Consider the following 19,678-nt stretch of genomic DNA (forward strand, 5'->3'; position numbering starts at 1 on the left):
GCGCGATGTACGCCCAGAGCGGCACGGCGGCTCCGGGGGCGCGACCGGGCATGGACGGCTGCGGGCAGGCGGATGTGCGAGGACGGCTCCGGGCTCGCGGCTCCGTGCTCTCGGCTCGGCTCTCGGCCGCGGGCTCTCGGCTCCGTGCTCTCGGCTCCGGGCCTCAGCGCAGGACGTGGCCCTCGACGTCGACGGGAGCCCGGGCGGTGAGGCGCTTCAGCCGCATCGCGGGGCGCTCGACCAGCAGCCAGCTCGCCCACGCGAGGGGGACCGTCGCTGCGACCGAGAGCGCGATGTACGCCCAGAGCGGCACGGCGGCTCCGGCTCCGACGATCGCCAGCGAGAGCAGCTGCTGCACGGGGAACGCGTAGATGTACATCCCGTAGGAGACGTCGTGGGTCGCGCCCACTCGACGCAGGGGGAGCCGGGCGCCGAGCGCGACCATCAGATAGGCGAGGGGGAGGCCGGCGAGCACGCGGTAGAGGCCGGTCGCGATCACGAGGACGAGCAGCACGGCCGCGACGGCGGTGAGTGCGCCCGTCAGGGGGAGGCGGTCGCGGTACAGGTGCACGAGCGCGCCGGCGAGGAAGTACCCGACGAGCGTCACCGTCTGGTTGAGGGGTGCCGGGAACGGGACGAGGTCCGTCGCGAGCACCGCCGCGACGAGGGTGAGGCCCGCGAATCCCGCGACCACGAGGGGGCGCACCCAGCGCGCGGGCGCCAGGGAGACGAGCAGGCCGATCACGACGTAGCTGACGAACTCGTAGAACAGGCTCCAGAGCGAGCCGTTCCACGCGCCCGGGTAGGGCACGGAGCCGAGCATCCCCGCGATGCCGTACTCCCGGATGTAGAGGGCCGCATTGGCGACCACGAAGCGCACCGCCCCGGCCGCGCTGTACTCGCCGGCTCCGAGGAGGAGCGACGCGAGCGGTGCGGCGACGAAGGCCACGACCAGGAGCGAGACGAGGAAGGCGGGATAGATGCGGAGGAAGCGCCGCCAGAGGAAGTCGACCAGCGATCGCGAGCGCAGCCGGCTCGCGGTGATCAGGAAGCCGGAGGTGGCGAAGAACCCGCCGACCGCCCAGGCGCCGAGGGTGGAGCCGCCGAACCCGGGGTCGTCGCCGTAGCCGCCGAGGGGGAAGGAGTGCGACACGATGACGAGGACCGCCAGCCCGAGCCGCAGGGCGTTGATGCTGTTCGACCGCGGATCGAAGGCGGAGCCGACGGTCGGCCGCGTGCGTGGCGCGCGGGCGGGCGCGGCGGTGCGCCGGCCGTTCTCCTGGCGGGTCATGCGCACATCCTGCTGACCCCGGCCGCCGCCGTCGATCGGGCGTGGGACGCGCCGCGCTCCTCCCGGAGGGCACGCGCACCAGCAACGACGCGCGCTCCACCCCTGCGGCCCCGTCGCGGAGCTGACGCGGACTGACGTGCGGCCTGCGGCTGATCCCTCTCCGCCCCGTCGTCCCTCCGTCGCCCTCTCCGCGAGACGCCGCTCCGGTGGCGACACACCGGAGCGGGCGTACCGGAGCGGCATCTCGCGGCAGGCGGTCGGATCACGCCGGTCGGACCGCGCCGGTCAGAGCAGCCCGTCCGTGAGGTGGTCCGGCGTGCCGAAGCGGTGGGCCGTGATCGACACGGCCTGCTCGCGGAGGAACGGCAGCAGCTCCAGCCGGCCCGCCTCGGTCGCCGGGCCGGCGTAGACCGCGAGGTCGGGGCGCCCGCCCGTCACGGCCGTCACCGTCGCGGCGGAGGCGCCCAGCAGGCGCACCCGTCCGGCGCCGTGGGCGCGCACCCGCGCCTCCCACGCCGCGTCGTCCTCGACCACGACGGCGCCGGCCGCCTCGTCGAGACCGGCGGCGAGCTGCGGAGGCAGCGCCGCGGCGCTCGAGACGACCACCCGTGCCTGCGCGGTCGCCGCCGCGACGGCCACCCGCACGAGCGAGCCCAGCGGCTCCCCGGCGGCCAGGCGCACCAGCACGGCGGAGTCGTAGGGCAGGCGGCGGAAGACGTTGCGCTCCGCCTCCAGCCCCGTCAGGTCGCGAGGAGTGCCCGCGGCCCACGCCGCCGCGCAGCTGCGCGCCGTCCGCTCCACCGCGGCCTGCTCCTGCGCCGGGAGCTCCGCGCGCGACGCGGCGAGCAGGCGGGCGGCCGGTCCGACGACCGGAGCGGTCGCCTCCGACGGCGCCGCGGTCCAGGAGCCCAGGCCGAGCAGGTAGTCCGGTCCGCCCGCCTTGGTGCCCGGGCCGACCGCCGACTTCTTCCAGCCGCCGAACGGCTGGCGCTGCACGATAGCCCCGGTGATCCCGCGGTTCACGTAGAGGTTGCCCGCCTCGATCCCGTCGAGCCAGGTGCCGATCTCCTCCGGGTCGAGCGCGTGCAGGCCCGAGGTGAGCCCGTAGTCGACCTCGTTGACGATCGCGATCGCCTCGTCGAGGGTCGCCGCCGTCATGATCCCGAGGATCGGCCCGAAGTACTCGGTGCGGTGGAACTCGGAGCCGCGGCGCACGCCGTCGCGGACGCCGGGGCTCCACAGGCGTCCGGAGTCGTCGAGGCTCCGCGGCTGCAGCAGCCAGGTCTCACCGGCGCCGAGCACGGTCAGGCCGCGCAGCAGCTTGCCCTCGGCGGGTTCGATCACCGGCCCCATCCGCGTCGCGGGATCGGTCGGGTAGCCGACCGTGAGGGAGGAGACCGCGTCGAGCAGCTGCGCGCGGAACCGCTTCGAGCGCGCGACGGAGCCCACCAGCACGACGAGCGAGGCGGCGGAGCACTTCTGGCCCGCGTGCCCGAAGGCGCTCGCCACGACGTCCTTCACCGCCAGGTCGAGGTCGGCCGAGGGGGTGACCACGATCGCGTTCTTGCCGCTCGTCTCGGCGAGCAGCGGGAGGTCGTTCCGGAAGGAGCGGAACAGCTCCGCCGTCTCGTAGGCGCCGGTGAGGATCACGCGGTCGACCTGCGGGGAGGCGATCAGGTCGCGCCCCAGCGCCTCCTCCGGCAGGCGGAGCAGGCGCAGGGCCTCGCGGGGCACGCCCGCCGCCCACAGCGCCTCGGCCACCACGGCGCCGCAGCGCGCGGTCGGACCGGCGGGCTTGAGCACCACGGCGGAGCCGGCCGCGAGCGCCGCGAGGACGCCGCCGGCCGGGATCGCGACCGGGAAGTTCCACGGCGGAGCGACCAGGGTCAGCGCGGCCGGGTGGAAGCGGGCGCCGTCGACCGCGTCGAGCTCGAGGGCGCGCTCGGCGTAGTAGTGGGCGAAGTCCACGGCCTCCGAGACCTCGGGGTCGCCCTGGTCGAGGGTCTTGCCGCCCTCGGCCGCCATGACCTCGAGCAGCTCGGCGCGGCGCGCCTCCAGCTCGTCGCCCGCGCGGTGCAGGATGCGGGCGCGCTCCTCGGCCGGGACGTCGCTCCAGCCGCTGCCGCGGGCGCCGGAGAGCACCGACTCCAGCTCGTCGAGGGTGCCGATCGTGGCGGCCTCGATCGCGTCGGCGCCGGCCCGGGAGGAGGGGACGCGCGCGAGGATCGCCTGCGCCCACTCGCGGTTCGCGGCGACGGACGGGTCGGTGTCGGGGGTGCTGCGGAAGTCGCCCGGTCCCGGACGGCCGCTCGCGGCGAACCGGTCGGGCACGCGGTGCGCCGGGGGGACGGCCCCGTCGAGGGCGGCGACGGAGGCGCGGAACCGCTCCTCCTCCCGCGCGAAGAGCGCCGGGTCGGCCTCGAGCTCGAAGACGGCCGACATGAAGTTCTGGCTCGACGCGCCCTCCTCCAGCCGGCGGATCAGGTAGGCGATCGCCACGTCGAACTCGGCCGGCGCGACGACCGGCGTGTAGAGCAGGAGCGAGCCGACCGTGCGGCGCACCGCCTCCGCCTGGCCCTGGGCCATGCCGAGGAGCATCTCGTACTCGATCCCCTCGCGGACGCCGCGGGTGCCGGCGAGCAGCCACGAGTACGCGACGTCGAAGAGGTTGTGCCCGGCGACGCCGACCCGCACGTTGCGGATCCGCTCCGGGTGCAGCGCGTAGTCGACGACGCGCTTGTAGTTCGTGTCGGAGTCCTGCTTGCTGCTCCAGGTCGCCAGCGGCCAGCCGTGGACCGAGGCCTCGACCTGCTCCATCGGCAGGTTCGCGCCCTTCACCAGGCGCACCTTGATGCCGGCGCCGCCGCCGGCCCGGCGGGCGGCGCTCCACTCCTGCAGGCGGATCATCGCCGAGAGCGCGTCCGGCAGGTAGGCCTGCAGCACGATGCCGGCCTCGAGGCCGAGGAACTCCGGCCGGTCGAGGATGCGGGTGAAGACCGCGATGGTGAGGTCGAGGTCCTTGTACTCCTCCATGTCGAGGTTGATGAACTTCTGCGGCGAGGAGGCTGCGGCCCGGGCGAACAGCGGCGCCAGCTCCTCGACGATGTCGTCGACCGCGGCGTCGAAGGCCCACGGGTTGTGCGGGGCGGTGCTCGAGGAGACCTTGATCGAGACGTAGTCGACGTCGTCGCGGGCGAGGAGCCGGTGCGTCCCCTCCAGGCGGCGGTGGGCCTCCTCGCGGCCGAGGACGGCCTCGCCGAGCAGGTTCATGTTGAGCCGGACGCCGTCGCGGCGGATCGCGGCGATGGCCGGGCCCAGGCGCGAGTCGGTCGCGTCGATGATCAGGTGGCCGACCATCCGCCGCAGCACCCGGCGCGCGATCGGCACCACGACGTCCGGGAGGAGCGGCGCCATGACGCCGCCGAGGGCGACCGCGCCGCGCATCGGAGCAGGGAGGAAGGACGGCACGCCGCCCGCGATCGCCTTCAGCGCCGCCGCCGCGACGCGGGTGTCCTCGGGGCGGACGACGCCGTCGACGAAGCCGACCGTGAAGTCCAGGCCGGCCGGGTCCTTCAGCACGCCCGCCAGCTGCGCCCCGGAGGCGTCGATCGGGATCGCGGACGCCTCGCGCAGCCAGCGCCGCACCAGGGCGACGCTCTCGTCGACCAGGCGGGGATCGATCGAATCGGCGGACGGGCCGTCGGCGGCGGGGCCGGTGGCGAGAGCGGGGCTGGCGAGATCCGTCATGGTGCGGTCCTTCTGCTCTGAGGTGGGTGCCTTCAGTATTCGACCGACTACCGTTGAGCAGAAGCGACCGTTCCTTACCGGTACCGGTCAGCTCAGCTGAACGATCGGAGAGACGCCGTGCTCGATGTCCGCCGCCTGGTCCTGCTCCGCGAGGTGGCCATCCGCGGCACTCTCGCGGCCGCGGCCGAGGCCCTCGCCTACAGTCCCTCCGCCGTCTCGCAGCAGCTCGCCGTGCTCGAGCGCGAGGCCGGCGTCGAGCTGCTGCGGAAGGCGGGCCGGCGCGTGCAGCTCACACCCCAGGCCGAGATCCTGGTCGAAGCGGCCGGCGAGGTGATGGCCCTGCTCGAGCGGGCGGAGGCGGCGCTCGCGGCCTCGGGGGAGTCGGTGACCGGGCGGGTGCGCGTCGCGGTGTTCCAGTCGGCCGCGCTCGCGCTCATGCCGGGCGCGCTCCGGGCCGTCGCCGACCGCTTCCCGGAGGTGCGCGTCGAGATGGTGCAGCGCGAGCCCGAGGGTGCGCTGCACGAGACGTCGTGGGCGCGGGAGTTCGACCTCGTCGTCGCCGAGCAGTACCCCGGCCACTCGACCTCCTGGCTGCCCGGACTGGTGCGCAGCGACCTGACGACCGACGCGATCCGCCTCGCCGTGAGCCACGACTCCGCCGTCGTCGACCTCGCCTCGGCCCGCGACTCCGCCTGGGTGATGGAGCCGCGCGGCACCGCGAGCCGCCACTTCGCCGAGCAGACCTGCCGGGTCGCGGGCTTCGAGCCGGACGTCCGCTTCGAGACCGCCGACCTGCAGGCGCAGATCCGCCTCGCCGCCTCCGGCCACGCCGTCGCCCTGATGCCCGACCTGGTCTGGGCGGGCGAGGCGCCGGACTGCCGCCTCCTCGAGCTGCCCGGCACGCCCCGTCGCACGATCTTCACCGCACAGCGCGAGGCGCAGCTGGCGTCGCCGGCCGTGCGGGTGTTCCGGGAGTGCCTGGCGGAGGTGGCGGGGCGGTTCGCGTGAGGCTGGGGGCGTGCGGGGGTGCGTGAGGCGGGGCGGTTCGGTGCGGTTCGGGTGAGCGGGGGCGTGTGTGGCGGTGCGGTTCGCGTGAGCGGGGGGCGTGTGGCGGTGCGTGTGGCGGGGTGTTGCGCCGGTGTCCTGCGCGCGCCGCCCCGAGGACGGCGGGGATGTGCGGTGTCGGCTGCGGTGATCCCTCCCTCCACAGGAGGGCTTCACGCCGGTTCTCCACGGATATGACGATCCGTCGCTTCCGTGTCGGTGGTCGCCGATTGAATACACGTATGACGATGATCAGCGGGTCCACAGCAGCGGAGGCGGTGCTCAGCGAGGTGCGTGCTCGCGGCGACCGAGCCGCGGCGCTGGCCCGCTCGGCGTCCCCGCTGCTCCTGGCCGCGGCCGAGGAGCTGCACGCCGGGCACCGGGCCGCGCTCGAGCATCCGGAGTCGTTCGCCCGCGGCTCGGCGCCGCACGCGTCGAGCGACCTCGCCGAGCGGTCGATCCGCGCGGAGTTCGCCGTCGCCCTCGGAGTCTCCGAGCGGGTCGCCTCCCGCGAGCTCGACCACGCGCGCCTCCTCGTCGAAGACCTGCCGACCACCCGCGCCGCCCTCGCCGGGGCGCGCCTGCGGTGGGAGGCGGGCCAGGTCGTCTGCGCCGTCGCGGCCACCCTGCCTCCGGGCTCCCGCGCCGCGTTCGATACGCGGGCGGCCGAGCTCGCGGCCCGCACCACGCCGACCCAGCTGCGGCGCGCTCTGGCGCGGCTGCGGGAGGAGCTCCACGAGCAGCCCCTCGCCGAGCGCCACCGACGTGCCCGCGAGGACCGCGCGGTCTGGCTGACCCCCGAGGTCGACGGCATGGCGACGCTCTGCGCCCTCCTCCCCGCCCCGGTCGCCGTGGGGGCGTACAGCCGCCTCGACCGGATCGCCCGGATCCTCCGCGACGGCGCCGAGGGGCCGGCGGGGGCGGAGCCGCCTGCCGCCACGGATGCGGGCTCCTGCGGGGCGGAGTCGAGCGGGACGACCGGGGCGGAGCCGACCGGAATCACCGGGGCGTGCGACGTCGACGCGATCTCCGGAGCGGGCGACGAGCGGACCCTCGCCCAGCTGCGAGCCGACGCTCTGGCCGACCTCCTCTGCGAGGCGGACGTCATCGGCACGGCGCCCGACCCGGTCGGCGCCGATCGGCCCGTTCCGACCCTCGTCACCGGCGTGCGCGCCGAGGTGCGGGTCACCCTGTCGGCGAGCACCGCGTCCGGCGCCGACGACGCCTCCGCCGAGCTCGACGGCTACGGCCCGATCCCGGCGGACGTCGCCCGGAGCCTCGTCCCCGCGACCGTCACCCGCGTGCTGACCGAGCCCCGGACGGGCGCCGTCCTCTCGGTCGGGCGCACACGCCGACTGCCGCACCGCGAGCTGCGGCTCCTCCTCCAGCTCCGCGACGTGACCTGCCGCTTCCCCGGCTGCACCCGCTCCGCCGCGGGCGCCGAGGCCGACCACGTCGTCGAGTGGCGAAACGGCGGCGGCACCGACCCCGGCAACCTCGCCAGTCTCTGCGTCGCCCACCACCACGTGCGGCACGGCGACCGCTGGACCTACGTCCTCCACCCCGACGGCACCGCCGACTGGACCACCCCCACCGGCCGCCGCATCACCACGCGCCCGCCGGGCCTCGAGGAACGGCTCCGTCCAGGCCCACCCGCGACCCCGAGGTTCGAGGACCGGCCGCCGCCGTTCTGACACGCTGCCGTTCTGACACGCTGCCGTGCTGCCGTGCTGCGGTGCTGCGGTGCTGCCGTGCTGCGGTGCTGCGGTGCTGCCGTGCTGCCGCGCTGCCGTGCTTTCGTGCTCCCGTGCTGCCGTGCACCCCTGAGGGAATCGGCTGTCGGGCGGGTTCGGCCCATGGCGCGGGTTCGCACTGGTGATCGGGCCGTGCTGTCGCTCGGAGGCGAGTGCTCAGCGACCTCCCGCCGCGCCACTGACGCTCGGATCTGCGCCTTCGCTCGGGTTCACGCGGCCGCACCGTCGCACCACCGCCGCACCACCGCCGCTGAGGCGCGGACCGTCACCGGGGCCGCACCGTCGCCTGACACCGTGCCGACACCAGGGCCGTGCCGCCGCCGTTCGCCATGCCGCCGTTCAGCCACCACGATGCAGCACCTCGGCAGCTCAGCACCTCGGCAGCTCAGCGCGCGCCTAACCGCCGTCGAGCGCCGTCGCGTCGGGCCGCCGTTCGGGCAGCGCGTCTCGCGACTGCGCTGGCGCCCCGCACGGCCCCACGGCTGATCCGGCGGGGTGCGCAGTCCGGGCGCGCAGTCCGGGCACGCCCGCGCGGTCAGTCGGCGACGCGGAGGAGCACCTCGCCCGTCGTCCCGCCCCGCAGCCGTCCCGCCGCCGCGACGCTACGCCACCAGGAAGCGGTCCGCCGTCCGCAGCGAGAGCGCCATCGTCGCGAGCGCCGGGTTCGCGATCAGCGCGCTCGGGAACACCGAGTTGTCGCACACCCAGAGGTTCGGCACGTCGAAGCTGCGGCCGTCCGCGTCGATCACGGCGTCGCCCGCGTCGGTGCCCATCCGCACGGTGCCGAGCGTGTGCGCCGTGCGCGCCATCACCCGCGTGCTCGTCGCGCCGGCCGCCTCCACGATCGCGGTCATCGTCCGGATCGCGTGCCGGTCGATCGCCTCCTCGTTGGCGCCCGCCGAGAACGTGATGCGCGCCTTCGGCACCCCGTGCTCGTCCAGCTCGTCGGTCAGCTCCAGCCGGTTGCCGTCGGCGGGCAGGCACTCCGCGTTGATCCCGACGCCCGCCGCGAAGCGGTAGCCGTCGAGCGCGTCCATCAGAGCGCTGCCCCAGAGTCCCGCGCCGCGGGCGAGCGTCGTCGCGTAGGTCAGCGGCATCACTCCGAGGCTCTGGATCAGGTAGCCGCCCGCGAAGTCCGCGTCGGCCGGGCGGACGGTGTCCTCGGTGATCACCGAGGAGGGGTAGCCGCGGTAGCCGCGCATCTCGTTCTCGAAAGTGCCCCAGACCTGGGTCGCCCCGTGCGCCAGGAAGTTCCGGCCCACCTGGCCGCTGCTGTTCGCGATGCCGGTGTGCAGGAGGAGCCGGGGCGTCTCGATGCCGCCCGCGCAGAGGAACAGGGCGGAGCAGCGCTGCCGGTGCTCCACTCCGCCGCTCGTGTAGACCACGGCGCACACGCGTCCCGCGGCGTCCAGCTCGATCCCGTGCACGAACGAGTCGGCCCGGATCTCGGCGCCGGCCCGAACCGCCTCCGGCAGGTAGGTCACGTCCATGCTCGTCTTCGCGCCGGTCCGGCAGCCCTGATGGCACTGGCCGCAGTTGACGCAGGAGGGCCGGCCGTCGTCCCGCGGGCCGCTGAGCACGGCGGCGGGCGCATCGGTCGCGCGCATCCCGATCGCCGCGCAGCCGCGCAGCATCATGTCGGCCGAGGCGTTCCGCGCGAGCGGGCCCTGCAGGTAGCGGCGCGACGGGTCCCACGGGTACTCGGCCGGGCCCGCCACTCCGATCGTCGCCTCCACCTTCTCGATGTACGCGGTGAGCTCGGCGTGCTCGATCGGCCAGTCGCGGCCGACGCCGGAGTCGCTCCGGAGTCGCAGGTCGCGCGGGTCGGGGCGGGGCGTGAACGCGCCCCAGTGCAGCGTCGAGCCGCCGACCCCGCGGCCGCTGTTGTTCTGCCCGAAGGCGGTGGGGGTCTCGCCTCCGCTGAGGCGCTCCTCCATCCAGTTGATCTCGACGGCCGCCGTCTCGTCGGCGGTGTGGCCGAGCGGATCGACGTGCGGCCCGGCCTCGAGGGCGACGACGCGCAGCCCGCGAGCGGCGAGCACCGAGAGCAGGGGCGCTCCGCCGGCCCCGGTGCCGATCACGACGGCGTCGACCGTCTCGTCGAGCGGGAAGCGGCGCATGCCGGTCGTGTTCATCGGTGACTCCTCGTCGTCGGTTCCCAGGTCTCGCGGTCGTCGGCGCCGAGCAGGCGGAAGCCCGTCACGAGCGGCAGCGTGTCGCCGCCGCTGGCGTAGCCGTCGTAGCCGATCCGCGCCATCGACGCGGGGTGCGCCAGCCACTGCTTCACGAGGTCGACGCGGCAGTCCTCGAACCAGGCGGTCAGCTGCTCGGCACCGAGCCCGCCGGCCGAGCGGTCGCCGGGCTCCGCGGAGCCGTCGGCGATCGCGGTGAGGCGCGCGTCCTGCTCGGCGGGGCCGAGGCCGGCGAAGCCCCGGAGGGCGTCGAGCGCCAGACCGTAGGCGATCGGGTCGGCCGGCAGGTCGGCGTTGCGCCAGCCGTCGCCCTCGCCGTTCGCGAGCTGCGTGTCCACCCGTGCGGCCAGGTCGATCCGGCCGCCCTCCTGAGGGACGACCCGGTCGGCGATCGCGCGCAGCTCCGCGAGCTGGGCGACGGTCAGGGCGCGCGGCGCGTACTCCGGGTCGTCGGCGAGCGCGCGCACCGCCAGCAGCCCGCGCACCCGCGTGGAGGTGCGGGCGGAGGCGATGGCAGCGCCGACGTCGGCCGGGACCGACGGCGCCGTGCCGGCCTCCTCCTCCCAGAACCGGCGGATCGCCGCCGCCACCTCGACCGGGCGCTCGAACGGCAGCAGGTGGCCCGCCCCGGCGAGCGTGAGCAGCCGGGCACGGGAGTAGAGGGAGCCGTTCAGGCGGCGCTGCGCGTCGGCGCCGAGGTCGCCGTCCTCACCGCCCGCGATCAGGAGCGCGGGCACGGCCCCGAGGGCGGCCTCTCCGGTGCGGTCCTCGCGGCTGCCGTGCTCGAGCCAGTCCCGCCAGCCCTCGGGGGAGTAGCGGCGCAGCTCGGCCAGCACCTCCGCGTCGGCGTCGGCGGGCAGCGGCGAGCCGACGTTCTGGTCGACGAACTCGCGCGCCTGCGCCTCGTCGAGGTGCCCGTCGTCGACCCAGCCGAGCATGGTCGAGCGGCGCTCCTCCTCCATCGGTTCGGGCGAGAGCGGCGACCCGGCGAGGAGCACGACGCCCGCGAGCCCGAACAGGCCCGAGCGGCCGGTGACCGTGCGCGAGGCCACGAGGGAGGCGATCTTCCCGCCCATGCTGTGCCCGAGGAGCAGCCAGCGGGAGGCGTCGTGCTCGCGGATCCGGCGGATCGTGGCGGCGGTCATCTCCTCGAGCGAGGTCCCGGATCCACCGGGCAGGTCGAGCGCGACGAGGTCCGCGACGTCGGCGAGCTCGCGGCCGAGCGCGTCGAAGGCGCGGCCGTCGAGCCCGAGTCCGGGCAGGGCGAAGAGGGTGGGGCGGGGGCTGGTGGACACGGGCGTCCTGTCGGATCGGCCGCGCCACGGCGGTGGGGAGCGGGAGGGGAGCGGCGGCGGGGGGCCGGCCCTCCCCATCCGACCACACGGCGTGCGCGCGCCCGGACCCTTGCGCCGGCGGGGCACTCGTGCTGTGCTCTGCGCCACCGTTCCGCGCCACGATGCCGGGCGGTCGTGCCGCCCCTCTGTGCCGCCCCTCCGTGCCGGGCCTCAGAGCGGGGAGGCGAACACCACCAGGTTGTCCCGATAACGGCCGATCGCCGCGTCGTACTCGCCTCCGCAGGTCACGAGGATCAGCTCCTCCTCGAGGGTCGCGCCGAAGACGCGGGCGGTGGGGAACGCGGCCTTGGCGTGGGACTCGACCGCCGTCACCCGGTAGCGGTGGTCGGAGCCGTCCACTCCGCTCACCGCGATCTCATCGCCCGGGGCGAGCTCGCCGAGGCGGAAGAAGACCGCGGGACCGGACCGCGAGTCGACGTGCGCCGCGATCACGGTGCGGCCGCTGCCACCCGGGCGCCCGCCTCCCGAGAACCAGCCGACGTCGTCGTAGTCCACCGGCACCTCCATCGCCCCGTCCGACTGGATGCCCAGCGCGATCAGCGGCTCGTCCAGGCCCATCGCGGGCACGCTCAGCCGGGCGGGCTCGACGCCGACGGTGCGCGCAGGCGCGGCAGCGGCGGGGTCGGGCGCGGGGACCGGGGGAGGAGTGAGCGGGGGAGCAGAAGCGAGGGCCGGAGGCGCGGGCGCGCTCGCGGGCGTCTCCGCTCCTCCGCTCCCGTCCGCGGCGGCGCACCCCGCGAGGAGCAGCACGGCGCACAGTGCCGCCGCTCCGCTCCTCGACCGGGTGCCCACGATCAGGAGGCGGTGCGCCGGCGGGCGACGACCACTCCGGCCGCGCCGAGGGCGGCGACGGCTCCGAGGCCGGCCATCGCGGCGAGACCGGACGGGCCCGTGGCGTCGCTCCCGGCGGCGGTCGCGCCGCCACCGGTCTGGAGGCCGCCGACCGGCACCTGCGAGAGCTGGCCGCGGACGACGCCAGCCGCATACGAGGCCGTGTGGGAGTCGCCCGCGAAGGCGGCGGGATCGGCCTCGAGGGCCTTCAGCGTGAATCCGGCGCCGGTGTCGGCCCCGTTCGCCTGGATGCCCGTGGTGAAGGGGCCCTGCAGGCAGCCGCTGCTGGTGCGGGGGCCGTCTCCGACCGGGGCCGGGTTCGGGAACGCGATGCGCGGCGGGCCCGCCTTGCCCAGCGCCGCCTGGTGGATGTGCGTCGCGGTCTTCGCGGGGCTCTGGTAGTCGCCGGTCACGCCGGTGAGGGTGATGTCGTAGCAGATGACGTCGAGGTCGCTGTTGACCCGGAAGGTCATCTCGCCCGTGGCGCCGGGCTGGCCGGGGGTCGCGGCGGAATCGGCGTTCACGACCTGGTCGGGCGTCGCCATCACCGTGAAGGCGCTGGTGAAGGAGGACGGCTCGGCGACCTCGGTCTCGGCCTGGGCCGGCGCGGCGGCGAAGAAGGAGGCGGCGGCGACGGCGGTGATGCCGCCGAGGGAGAGCAGGCGGCGGCCGGCGCGGTTCCGCGCGGGGGACGTCTTCGTCATGGTGGAGCCTTTCGATCGCGAGCGCCGAGCGGGCCCGATGCAGGGAGTACGGCCGGAAGCGGCGCTGCGTTCACTCCATCTGAGAGGATCTTCACGGAGACGGTCCTCGCCTCCGATGAACGCCGCCGCCGCCGCGGCCGTACCCCCTTCCGACGGACCACCGGTCCCGACGAGGAGGCGGTGTGGCGCGCACGGCGACGGCACGACGAGACGAAGGGCCCGCGATGCCGCGCGAGCACTCGGAGGTCCCGGCTCCCGTGGTGCGCCTCGAGCCCCGGACGGCGGGGTTCGACCCGGCCGCCGCCTTCGACGAGCACGGGTCCGCCCTGCTCGGCTTCGCGCTCAACGCCCTGCGCGACCGCGGCCTCGCCGAGGACTGCGTGCAGGAGACGTTCCTGCGCGCCTGGCGCTCGCGGGCGAGCTACTCCGCCGAGCGCGCCAGCACCCGCACCTGGCTCTTCGCCATCGCCCGCAACGTCGTCATCGACGTGCACCGCTCGCGTCAGCGCCTGCCGCGCCTGATCGAGGCCGAGATTCTGGAGGAGGTGCCCGCGGAGGACCGCGACCCCCTCGAGCCGCTCGCGATCGCCGAGGCGCTCGCGCGGCTCTCCGCCGAGCACCGGCAGGTCGTCGTCGCCGTCCACCTGAACGGCGAGACCTACGCCGACCTGTCGGCGGCCACGAGCGTGCCGGTCGCCACCCTGCGCAGCCGCGCCTTCTACGCTCTCCGAGCGCTCCGCGGTCACCTCGCGGGCGCCGGATCCACCGACGAGGAGAGATCGTGATCGACCGAGACCAGCCCGACGGAGACCAGCCCGGCGGCCGCCGCGAGGAGCTCCTCGCCGCGGCCCTCGCCGGCGACCTCTCCGCCGAGGAGGCGCGGGAGTTCGAGAGCCTGCGCGCCGCCGACCCCTCGATCGACCGCGAGCTCGCGTCGTTCGGCTCGGTGGTCGACCGAGTCGGCGCGCTGGGCCGCTGGGAGGAGGCGGAGCCGTCGCCGGAGCTGCGGTCGCGCGTCGCGGCGCTCGCCGGGGAGCGGCCCGAGCGCGCGGAGAGTGCACGTGCCCCGCGCCGCCGTGCCCCGCGCCGCCGTGCCGTCCTGGCCGTCGCCGCGGCGGCCGCGCTCCTCGTCGTGGGCGGCGTCGCCGGAGCGGCCCTGCGGTCCGCCGAGGAGCGCCCCGTCGCGGGACCGCCCGGGACGCTCGGCGCCGTCGAGGCGATCGCCTTCGAGGAGCGGACTGCCGGCGTGACGCTCGACGGCTCGCTGGTCGCGCACACCTGGGGTACCGAGACGATCCTCCGCGGGACCGGCTTCGCCCTCGGCGAGAGCTACGACCTCGTGCTGGTCACCGGCTCCGGCGAGCGGCTCCCGTCCGGGTCCTTCCTCGGCAGCTCCGCGGAGCTCGACTGCGAGATGAACGCGGCCGTCCTGCGCGAGTCCGTCGCCGCCGTCGAGATCACCGACGCCGGCGGCGCGCTCGTCGCCTCGGCCGCCCTCCCCGCCGTCACCTGAGAGCCGGCGGCGCGGGCTCGCGGCGCGGCTTCAGCTCGCTGACGAGCGTGCCCGCGACGATGAACCCCGCCCCGAGCAGGGCGAGCGCGGGGAGCCGGTCGCCGGCGAGGCGGCCGATCAGGCCGGCCCAGACGGGCTCGGCGGAGTAGATGATCGTGGCGCGCGACGGCGAGACCGAGCGCTGAGCCCAGTTCATCGTCAGCTGGATCAGGCAGCTGCTCGCCCCGAGCGCGAGCGCGGGGATCAGCCAGGCCCCCGAGAACGCCGGGACCGCCTCGCCCGCGAGGGGCATCGAGGCGAACCCGAGCGCGCCGGCGACCAGCAGCTGCACCACGGTCACCCGGCCGAGGTCGACGCGTCCGGCGACGAGGCCGATCAGGATGATCTCGGCCGCGATCGGCAGCGTGCTCACGATCGTCGCCACCTCGCCCGCTCCGAGCGCGACGCCCGGCTGCGGGCCCGCGATCAGGAGCAGTCCGACGAACGCCAGCGCGACGCCCACCAGCGTCAGCACGCCCGGACGGCGACGGAACACGACCCACTGGAGCAGCGGCACCAGCGGCACGTACAGCGCGGTCAGGAACGCGGAGGTGCTGCTCGGGATCGTCTGCAGCCCGTAGCTCTGCAGGCCGTAGCCCGCGAAGATCATCACCCCGATCGCGACGCCGGCCGCGAGGTCGATCCGCCGCATCCCCCGGAGCGACCGGTGGAACACGACCGCGCTGATCAGCCCCGCGATCGCGAACCGCATCCCGACGAAGAACAGCGGACCACTGTGCTCCATCGCTATGTGCACGGCGAGGAAGGTCCCGCCCCAGATCGCGGTGATGCCGATGAGCGCCCACTCCGGACGAGTGAAGCGGAGGCCCCGGAGCGGCGAGATGTGCATCATTCTGCACATCCTAGGAGCATCAGGGGCCTGTCGGTGCAGAATAGTGCGCATGTCGGCTCCCGTCCTCGCCCACCTGGGCGGCAACCTCCGTCTCGCGCGGCGCGGAGCCGGACTGAGCCAGTCCGCGCTGGCGGCGCGCTCGGGCATCAGCCGGCGGACGATCGTCGCGGCCGAGGCCGGCGAGGCCAACATCTCGCTGACCGGAGTCGACCGCCTCGCGACCGCCCTCGGCACCACGTTCACGGCACTCGTCTCGGCCCCGGGATCCGCGCCCGCGGCGATCGACCAGGTCGCCTGGCGGGGAGCGGGCGAGGCGAGCGTCGCCGTCCTGCTCTCCTCCGTCCCCGCGCGCCGGGAGGCCCAGCTCTGGACCTGGACGCTCGGCCCCGGGGACCGCTACGACGCGCAGCCCGACCCCGAGGGGTGGCACGAGATCCTGCTCGTCACCGCCGGCGCGCTCCTCCTGGAGCGGGAGGGCGAGGAGCCCGTGCGGCTGGAGCCCGGACGGCACCTCGCCTTCCCGACCTCGCGGCACTACTCCTACGTGAACGCGGTGGACGCCGTCACGACGCTCGTCCGGATCGTGGTCGACTGACGGGTCGGCGCCTCAGGCCCGCGCGCGCAGGGTCTCGAGCAGCGCCGCGGGGGTCTCGGGGTCGTCGAGGCTGATCGCGAACTCGCGCGAGTGGTCCGTCGTCACCACCAGCCCCGGCCCGGCATGCAGGATGACGGCCGAGCGGCCCGGCATCACCCGGTAGCCCCAGCCGCCCCACTCCGACGGCCGCAGCTGGGCCGTGCCGGCCGAGGCGATGGTGTCGAGCGGGATGCGGCGCAGCGGGATGCCGAGGGCGGTCGTGACGACGCGGAGGCCGCGGCGGTCGGCGGTCACCCTCAGGCGGGAGAAGGAGAGGAGCACCAGCGCGACGACGCCGAGGACGACGGCCGTCGCGATCGCCGGACCGGTGGCGCCCGCCGCGGCGAGCGTCGCGAGGGAGAGGGCCGCGCCCGCCGCCGTGGCGACCCCGGCGACGGCGAACACCGGGCCCGTCAGCGTCTGCGACCAGGCGCCGGTCTCCTCCGCCGCCAGCGGCAGGCGGCCGGCGGCCAGGCGGGAGGCGCGCCGGGTGCCCGGAGCGATCAGCGCGGGCACGACGGCGAAGAGCATCCCTCCGAGCAGCGCGAGCAGCCATCCGCCGAGCTCCGCCCCCTCGGCGCGCCCGGCCGCGAGCGTCGTGCCGACCGAGGTCGCCCAGGCGGAGGCGCCCATCCCGGCGACGAGGCCGAGGGTCGCCAGCAGGAGCCGCGGGGCGCGCCCGACGGCCGCCGCCACGACGCCCGCGACGGCCGGGAGCCCGGAGAGCACGAGGGCGATCGCGAGCAGGGCGCCCGTCGCCGCGGTCGCATCGGCCGCCCCGGTCCCCGACCAGTGCGAGGCGAGCTCCGCGGGCAGAGCGTCGTCCAGGACGAGGCGCGAGACGAGCACTCCGGCGGCGGGGAGCAGGAGGGACGCGGCGGCGAGGAGCTCGCGGCGGCGGTCGGCGGTGGCGGTCATGATCCGGTCCTCTCGATCAGGCGGACGAGCTCCGCCGGGGTGATGCCGCTGCGGCGGGCCTCCGCGAGCAGCTCGTCGACCAGGGCGGTCACGCGCACGAGCCCGGGCCCGGCCGACTCCGTGATCCACGCGCCGCGGCCCCGGCGCATCTGGAGGATCCCGTCGTCGCGCAGGGCGGCGTACGCGCGCAGCACGGTGTGCATGTTGATGCCGAGCGAGTCGGCGAGCTCGCGGGCGGGCGGCAGGCGGTCGCCCGCCGAGAGCTCGCCCCGGGCGACGGCCGAGCGCACCTGCGACTCCAGCTGGTCGGCGAGCGAGCCCGCCGCGGAGTGGTCGACCCGGAACAACATGTTTGCAATGTTAGTAGAACAAGCAGTGCATCACCAGGCCCTCAGTGCAGCGCGAGCGACACCGCCAGCACCACCATCACGACCGCCACGGCCGCGTCGAGGATCCGCCAGGCCCCGCGGCTCCGGAACAGCGGCCGCAGCGCCCGCGCCCCGAAGCCGAGAGCGGTGAACCACAGCACGCTCCCGGCCGCCGCCCCCGCCCCGAACCACCAGCGCTCGTCGCCGTGCGTGTTCGCCACCGACCCGAGCAGCACGACCGTGTCGAGGTAGACGTGCGGGTTGAGCAGCGTGAGCGCCAGGCACGTGCCGATCGCCGTGCGGAGCGACGTCGAGGCGCCGGCCGGATCGCCGTCGAGGGTCCCCGGCCGCAGTGCGCGCCTCGCCGCCATCACCGCGTAGGCGAGGAGGAAGGCGATGCCGCCCCAGCGGATCACCACCAGCAGCCACGGCGCCGACTCCAGGACCGCTCCGATCCCCGCGATCCCGAGCACAATCAGCGCGGCGTCGCAGAGCGCGCAGATCGCGACGACGGCGGGCACGTGCTCGCGGCGGAGGCCCTGGCGGAGCACGAAGGCGTTCTGCGCGCCGATCGCGATGATGAGCGAGAGGCCGAAGCCGAGGCCGGAGAGGGCGGCGAGGAGGGGGGACACGCTCCGACGCTAGGGCGGGGCGCTCCTGTAGACCAGCTCATGCTCCTTCAGTACCGTAAGCAGCACTGATGCTGACAGACGACCTCGACCTCTCCCGCCTGCGCGCGCTCGCCGCCTCCGTCCGGTTCGGCTCCTTCGACGCCGCCGCCCGGGCCCTGCACATCACCCCCTCCGCCCTCAGCCAGCGGATCAAGGCGCTCGAGACCGCCGCCGGCCGCGTCCTGCTGGTGCGCTCGCGCCCGGTCGTCGCGACCGAGGCCGGTGCGGGGCTACTCCGCCTCGCCCGCCAGATCGAGCTCCTCGCCGACGACGCCGTCCGCTCGCTCGGCGGCGAGGACGCGGCGGGGGCGGGCCCGGTCGTCCTCCCGCTCGCCGTCAACGCCGACTCCCTGGCCACCTGGGTGCTGCCCGCGCTCGCCTCCGTCCCCGACGTCGTGGTGGAGCTGCACCGCGAGGACCAGGCGCACACCACCGCGTTCCTCCGCGACGGCACCGTGCTGGCGGCCGTCACCGGAGAGTCGGAAGCGGTGCTCGGCTGCACCGTCGCACCGCTCGGAGTGATGCGGTACCGCGCCATGGCCGCGCCCGCGTTCGCCGAGCGCTGGTTCCCTGACGGCGGCACGGCCGGTCTCGCGAGCGCTCCGCTGGTCGTCTTCGACGAGAAGGACCGCCTGCAGGACGACTTCCTCCGAGCCGCCGGCGTCGAGGGCCGCCCGCCGCAGCACCGCGTCCCCGGGTCGACCGACTTCGAGCGGGCCGTGCGCCTGGGCATGGGGTGGGGGATGCTGCCCGAGCTGCAGGCCCCGGTCGGCGGCGACGGCCTGGTCGAGCTGGGCGGCGACCCCGTCGACGTCCCCCTCTACTGGCAGCAGTGGGCCCTGCACACGCCCGCCCTCGACGCGGTCGCCGCGGCCGTCTCCGCCGCCGCGCGCGCCGCGCTGCGCTGAAGGCGCGGCTCAGACCGCGAACACGTCGCGGAGGGTCACCGTCTCGAGCGAGCGCTCGCGGAGGATGTCGACGAGCCGCGCGTAGACCTGCGTCACCGGATCGAAGTTGGCGTGCCCGATCACGATGTGCTGCGGCAGGAACCACTGGTCCGCGAAGCCGACCACCTGCTCCGGCGTGATCCGCCCCGAGTCCGAGAGCGAGCCGTACCAGAGCACCGTCGCCGTGTAGCCGATCGCCGCCGCGGCGGCCCGGCTCCGCTCGTCCGTGTAGCCGAACGGCGGCCGGTAGAAGGGCGCCGCCTCCACCCCGTAGGTCGAGCGGATGAAGTCGCCGTTGCGGCCCAGCTCCTCCTGCACGCCGTCGCTCGAGAGGCTCGTCAGGTCGGCGTGCGACCAGGTGTGGTTCGCGAGCTGCACCTGCCCCGAGGCGACGAGCGGAGCCAGCAGCGGCGCGTTCACGGTCCACGAGTCGTACTTCCCGTTGAGGAAGAAGGTCAGCCGGGTGCCGGTGTCGCGGGCGAACTGCGCGTAGGCGGCGACCACGTCGGAGTCCGCGCCGTCGTCGACGGTCCAGGCGAGCGTGCTCCCCTCGCCGGGCAGCTCCGAGATCGTGCCGGAGGGCAGCGGCGCCTTCCGCCGCACCGGAGCCGCCGCGGCGGTGGTGGTCGGCACGGGGCGGGGAGGGGTCGGGACGGCGGTCGGAGCGGCGGACGGCAGCACCGCCGCCGGCGCCGTGCTCGGCGGGAGCGCCGCGGGAGCGGGCCGGGCGGGCGTGCACCCCGTCAGCGCGACCGCCGAGGAGGCGATCCCCAGCAGCAGCGCGCGTCGCCTCAACCGGTCCACGGGCCCCCCTCGC

17 protein-coding genes are annotated in these 19,678 nt (G+C 75.5%); 6 read left to right on the forward strand and 11 right to left on the reverse strand.

The annotated features are described in order from the left end of the window. Positions 1–163: 163 nt before the first annotated feature. Positions 164–1,291, reverse strand: a complete 1,128-nt coding sequence (locus C5C46_RS15395) for an acyltransferase (RefSeq protein WP_181136539.1) — start codon at positions 1,289–1,291, stop codon at positions 164–166. Between the two features lie 285 nt (positions 1,292–1,576). Next, positions 1,577–5,038 (reverse strand): bifunctional proline dehydrogenase/L-glutamate gamma-semialdehyde dehydrogenase, encoded by a 3,462-nt coding sequence (locus tag C5C46_RS15400; protein ID WP_104227334.1) that lies wholly within the window; start codon positions 5,036–5,038, stop codon positions 1,577–1,579. A gap of 117 nt (positions 5,039–5,155) precedes the next feature. Between C5C46_RS15400 and C5C46_RS15405 the strand changes: the two genes are divergently transcribed. Together C5C46_RS15405 and C5C46_RS15410 are read left to right on the forward strand one after the other, a co-directional pair. Continuing rightward, positions 5,156–6,046 carry a LysR family transcriptional regulator gene (locus C5C46_RS15405; protein WP_104227335.1) on the forward strand — a complete coding sequence of 297 codons (891 nt, stop codon included), beginning with the start codon at positions 5,156–5,158 and terminating at the stop codon, positions 6,044–6,046. A gap of 278 nt (positions 6,047–6,324) precedes the next feature. After that, positions 6,325–7,776: an HNH endonuclease signature motif containing protein gene (locus C5C46_RS15410; RefSeq protein ID WP_181136540.1), complete on the forward strand. Its 1,452-nt coding sequence runs from the start codon at positions 6,325–6,327 to the stop codon at positions 7,774–7,776. 662 nt (positions 7,777–8,438) lie between these two features. Here C5C46_RS15410 and C5C46_RS15415 read toward each other — a convergent pair. The 4 genes from C5C46_RS15415 to C5C46_RS15430 form a co-directional block, all read right to left on the reverse strand. Then, positions 8,439–9,971, reverse strand: coding sequence for a GMC family oxidoreductase (locus tag C5C46_RS15415; RefSeq protein ID WP_104227337.1), 1,533 nt, complete (start codon positions 9,969–9,971; stop codon positions 8,439–8,441). Continuing rightward, positions 9,968–11,323, reverse strand: coding sequence for an alpha/beta hydrolase (locus tag C5C46_RS15420; RefSeq protein ID WP_181136541.1), 1,356 nt, complete (start codon positions 11,321–11,323; stop codon positions 9,968–9,970). The genes C5C46_RS15415 and C5C46_RS15420 overlap by 4 nt, the downstream gene beginning before the upstream one ends. 210 nt (positions 11,324–11,533) lie before the next feature. Continuing rightward, complete coding sequence (locus C5C46_RS17385) at positions 11,534–12,175, reverse strand: class F sortase (protein WP_104353823.1); 642 nt, start codon at positions 12,173–12,175, stop codon at positions 11,534–11,536. Positions 12,176–12,177: 2 nt separating this feature from the next. Further along, positions 12,178–12,918: a CHRD domain-containing protein gene (locus tag C5C46_RS15430; protein ID WP_104227340.1), complete on the reverse strand. Its 741-nt coding sequence runs from the start codon at positions 12,916–12,918 to the stop codon at positions 12,178–12,180. Between the two features lie 224 nt (positions 12,919–13,142). Here C5C46_RS15430 and C5C46_RS15435 point away from each other — a divergent pair, with 224 nt between their 5' ends. Further along, complete coding sequence (locus C5C46_RS15435) at positions 13,143–13,703, forward strand: sigma-70 family RNA polymerase sigma factor (RefSeq protein WP_104227341.1); 561 nt, start codon at positions 13,143–13,145, stop codon at positions 13,701–13,703. Further along, positions 13,700–14,431: a hypothetical protein gene (locus tag C5C46_RS15440; RefSeq protein ID WP_104227342.1), complete on the forward strand. Its 732-nt coding sequence runs from the start codon at positions 13,700–13,702 to the stop codon at positions 14,429–14,431. The genes C5C46_RS15435 and C5C46_RS15440 overlap by 4 nt, the downstream gene beginning before the upstream one ends. Here C5C46_RS15440 and C5C46_RS15445 read toward each other — a convergent pair. After that, positions 14,424–15,323, reverse strand: a complete 900-nt coding sequence (locus tag C5C46_RS15445) for a DMT family transporter (protein WP_258059541.1) — start codon at positions 15,321–15,323, stop codon at positions 14,424–14,426. The two genes, C5C46_RS15440 and C5C46_RS15445, sit on opposite strands and share 8 nt — an antisense overlap. A gap of 49 nt (positions 15,324–15,372) precedes the next feature. On the opposite strand from C5C46_RS15445, the gene C5C46_RS15450 reads away from it, so the two are divergent. Further along, a complete protein-coding gene (locus tag C5C46_RS15450) occupies positions 15,373–15,918 on the forward strand; it encodes a helix-turn-helix domain-containing protein (protein ID WP_104227343.1) in 546 nt (181 codons plus the stop codon). 12 nt (positions 15,919–15,930) lie between these two features. On the opposite strand, the gene C5C46_RS15455 is transcribed toward C5C46_RS15450, so the two are convergent. From C5C46_RS15455 to C5C46_RS15465, 3 genes are read right to left on the reverse strand one after another with little or no spacing between them, the layout of a single operon-like run. Then, complete coding sequence (locus C5C46_RS15455) at positions 15,931–16,875, reverse strand: hypothetical protein (protein ID WP_104227344.1); 945 nt, start codon at positions 16,873–16,875, stop codon at positions 15,931–15,933. Beyond that, positions 16,872–17,225, reverse strand: a complete 354-nt coding sequence (locus tag C5C46_RS15460) for a GntR family transcriptional regulator (RefSeq protein WP_104225158.1) — start codon at positions 17,223–17,225, stop codon at positions 16,872–16,874. The genes C5C46_RS15455 and C5C46_RS15460 overlap by 4 nt, the downstream gene beginning before the upstream one ends. 41 nt (positions 17,226–17,266) lie before the next feature. Further along, positions 17,267–17,875, reverse strand: coding sequence for a LysE/ArgO family amino acid transporter (locus C5C46_RS15465; RefSeq protein WP_104227345.1), 609 nt, complete (start codon positions 17,873–17,875; stop codon positions 17,267–17,269). 68 nt (positions 17,876–17,943) lie between these two features. Here C5C46_RS15465 and C5C46_RS15470 point away from each other — a divergent pair, with 68 nt between their 5' ends. After that, the gene (locus tag C5C46_RS15470) at positions 17,944–18,822 is read left to right on the forward strand and encodes a LysR family transcriptional regulator ArgP (RefSeq protein WP_104227346.1); all 879 of its coding nucleotides are present in this window, start codon (positions 17,944–17,946) and stop codon (positions 18,820–18,822) included. Between the two features lie 9 nt (positions 18,823–18,831). Here the strand turns inward: C5C46_RS15470 and C5C46_RS15475 are convergent, their stop codons facing one another. Beyond that, the gene (locus C5C46_RS15475) at positions 18,832–19,665 is read right to left on the reverse strand and encodes a polysaccharide deacetylase family protein (RefSeq protein WP_219812312.1); all 834 of its coding nucleotides are present in this window, start codon (positions 19,663–19,665) and stop codon (positions 18,832–18,834) included. Positions 19,666–19,678 lie beyond the last annotated feature (13 nt).

Source organism: Rathayibacter sp. AY1E6, from assembly GCF_002931115.1.
Classification (GTDB): Bacteria; Actinomycetota; Actinomycetes; order Actinomycetales; family Microbacteriaceae; genus Rathayibacter.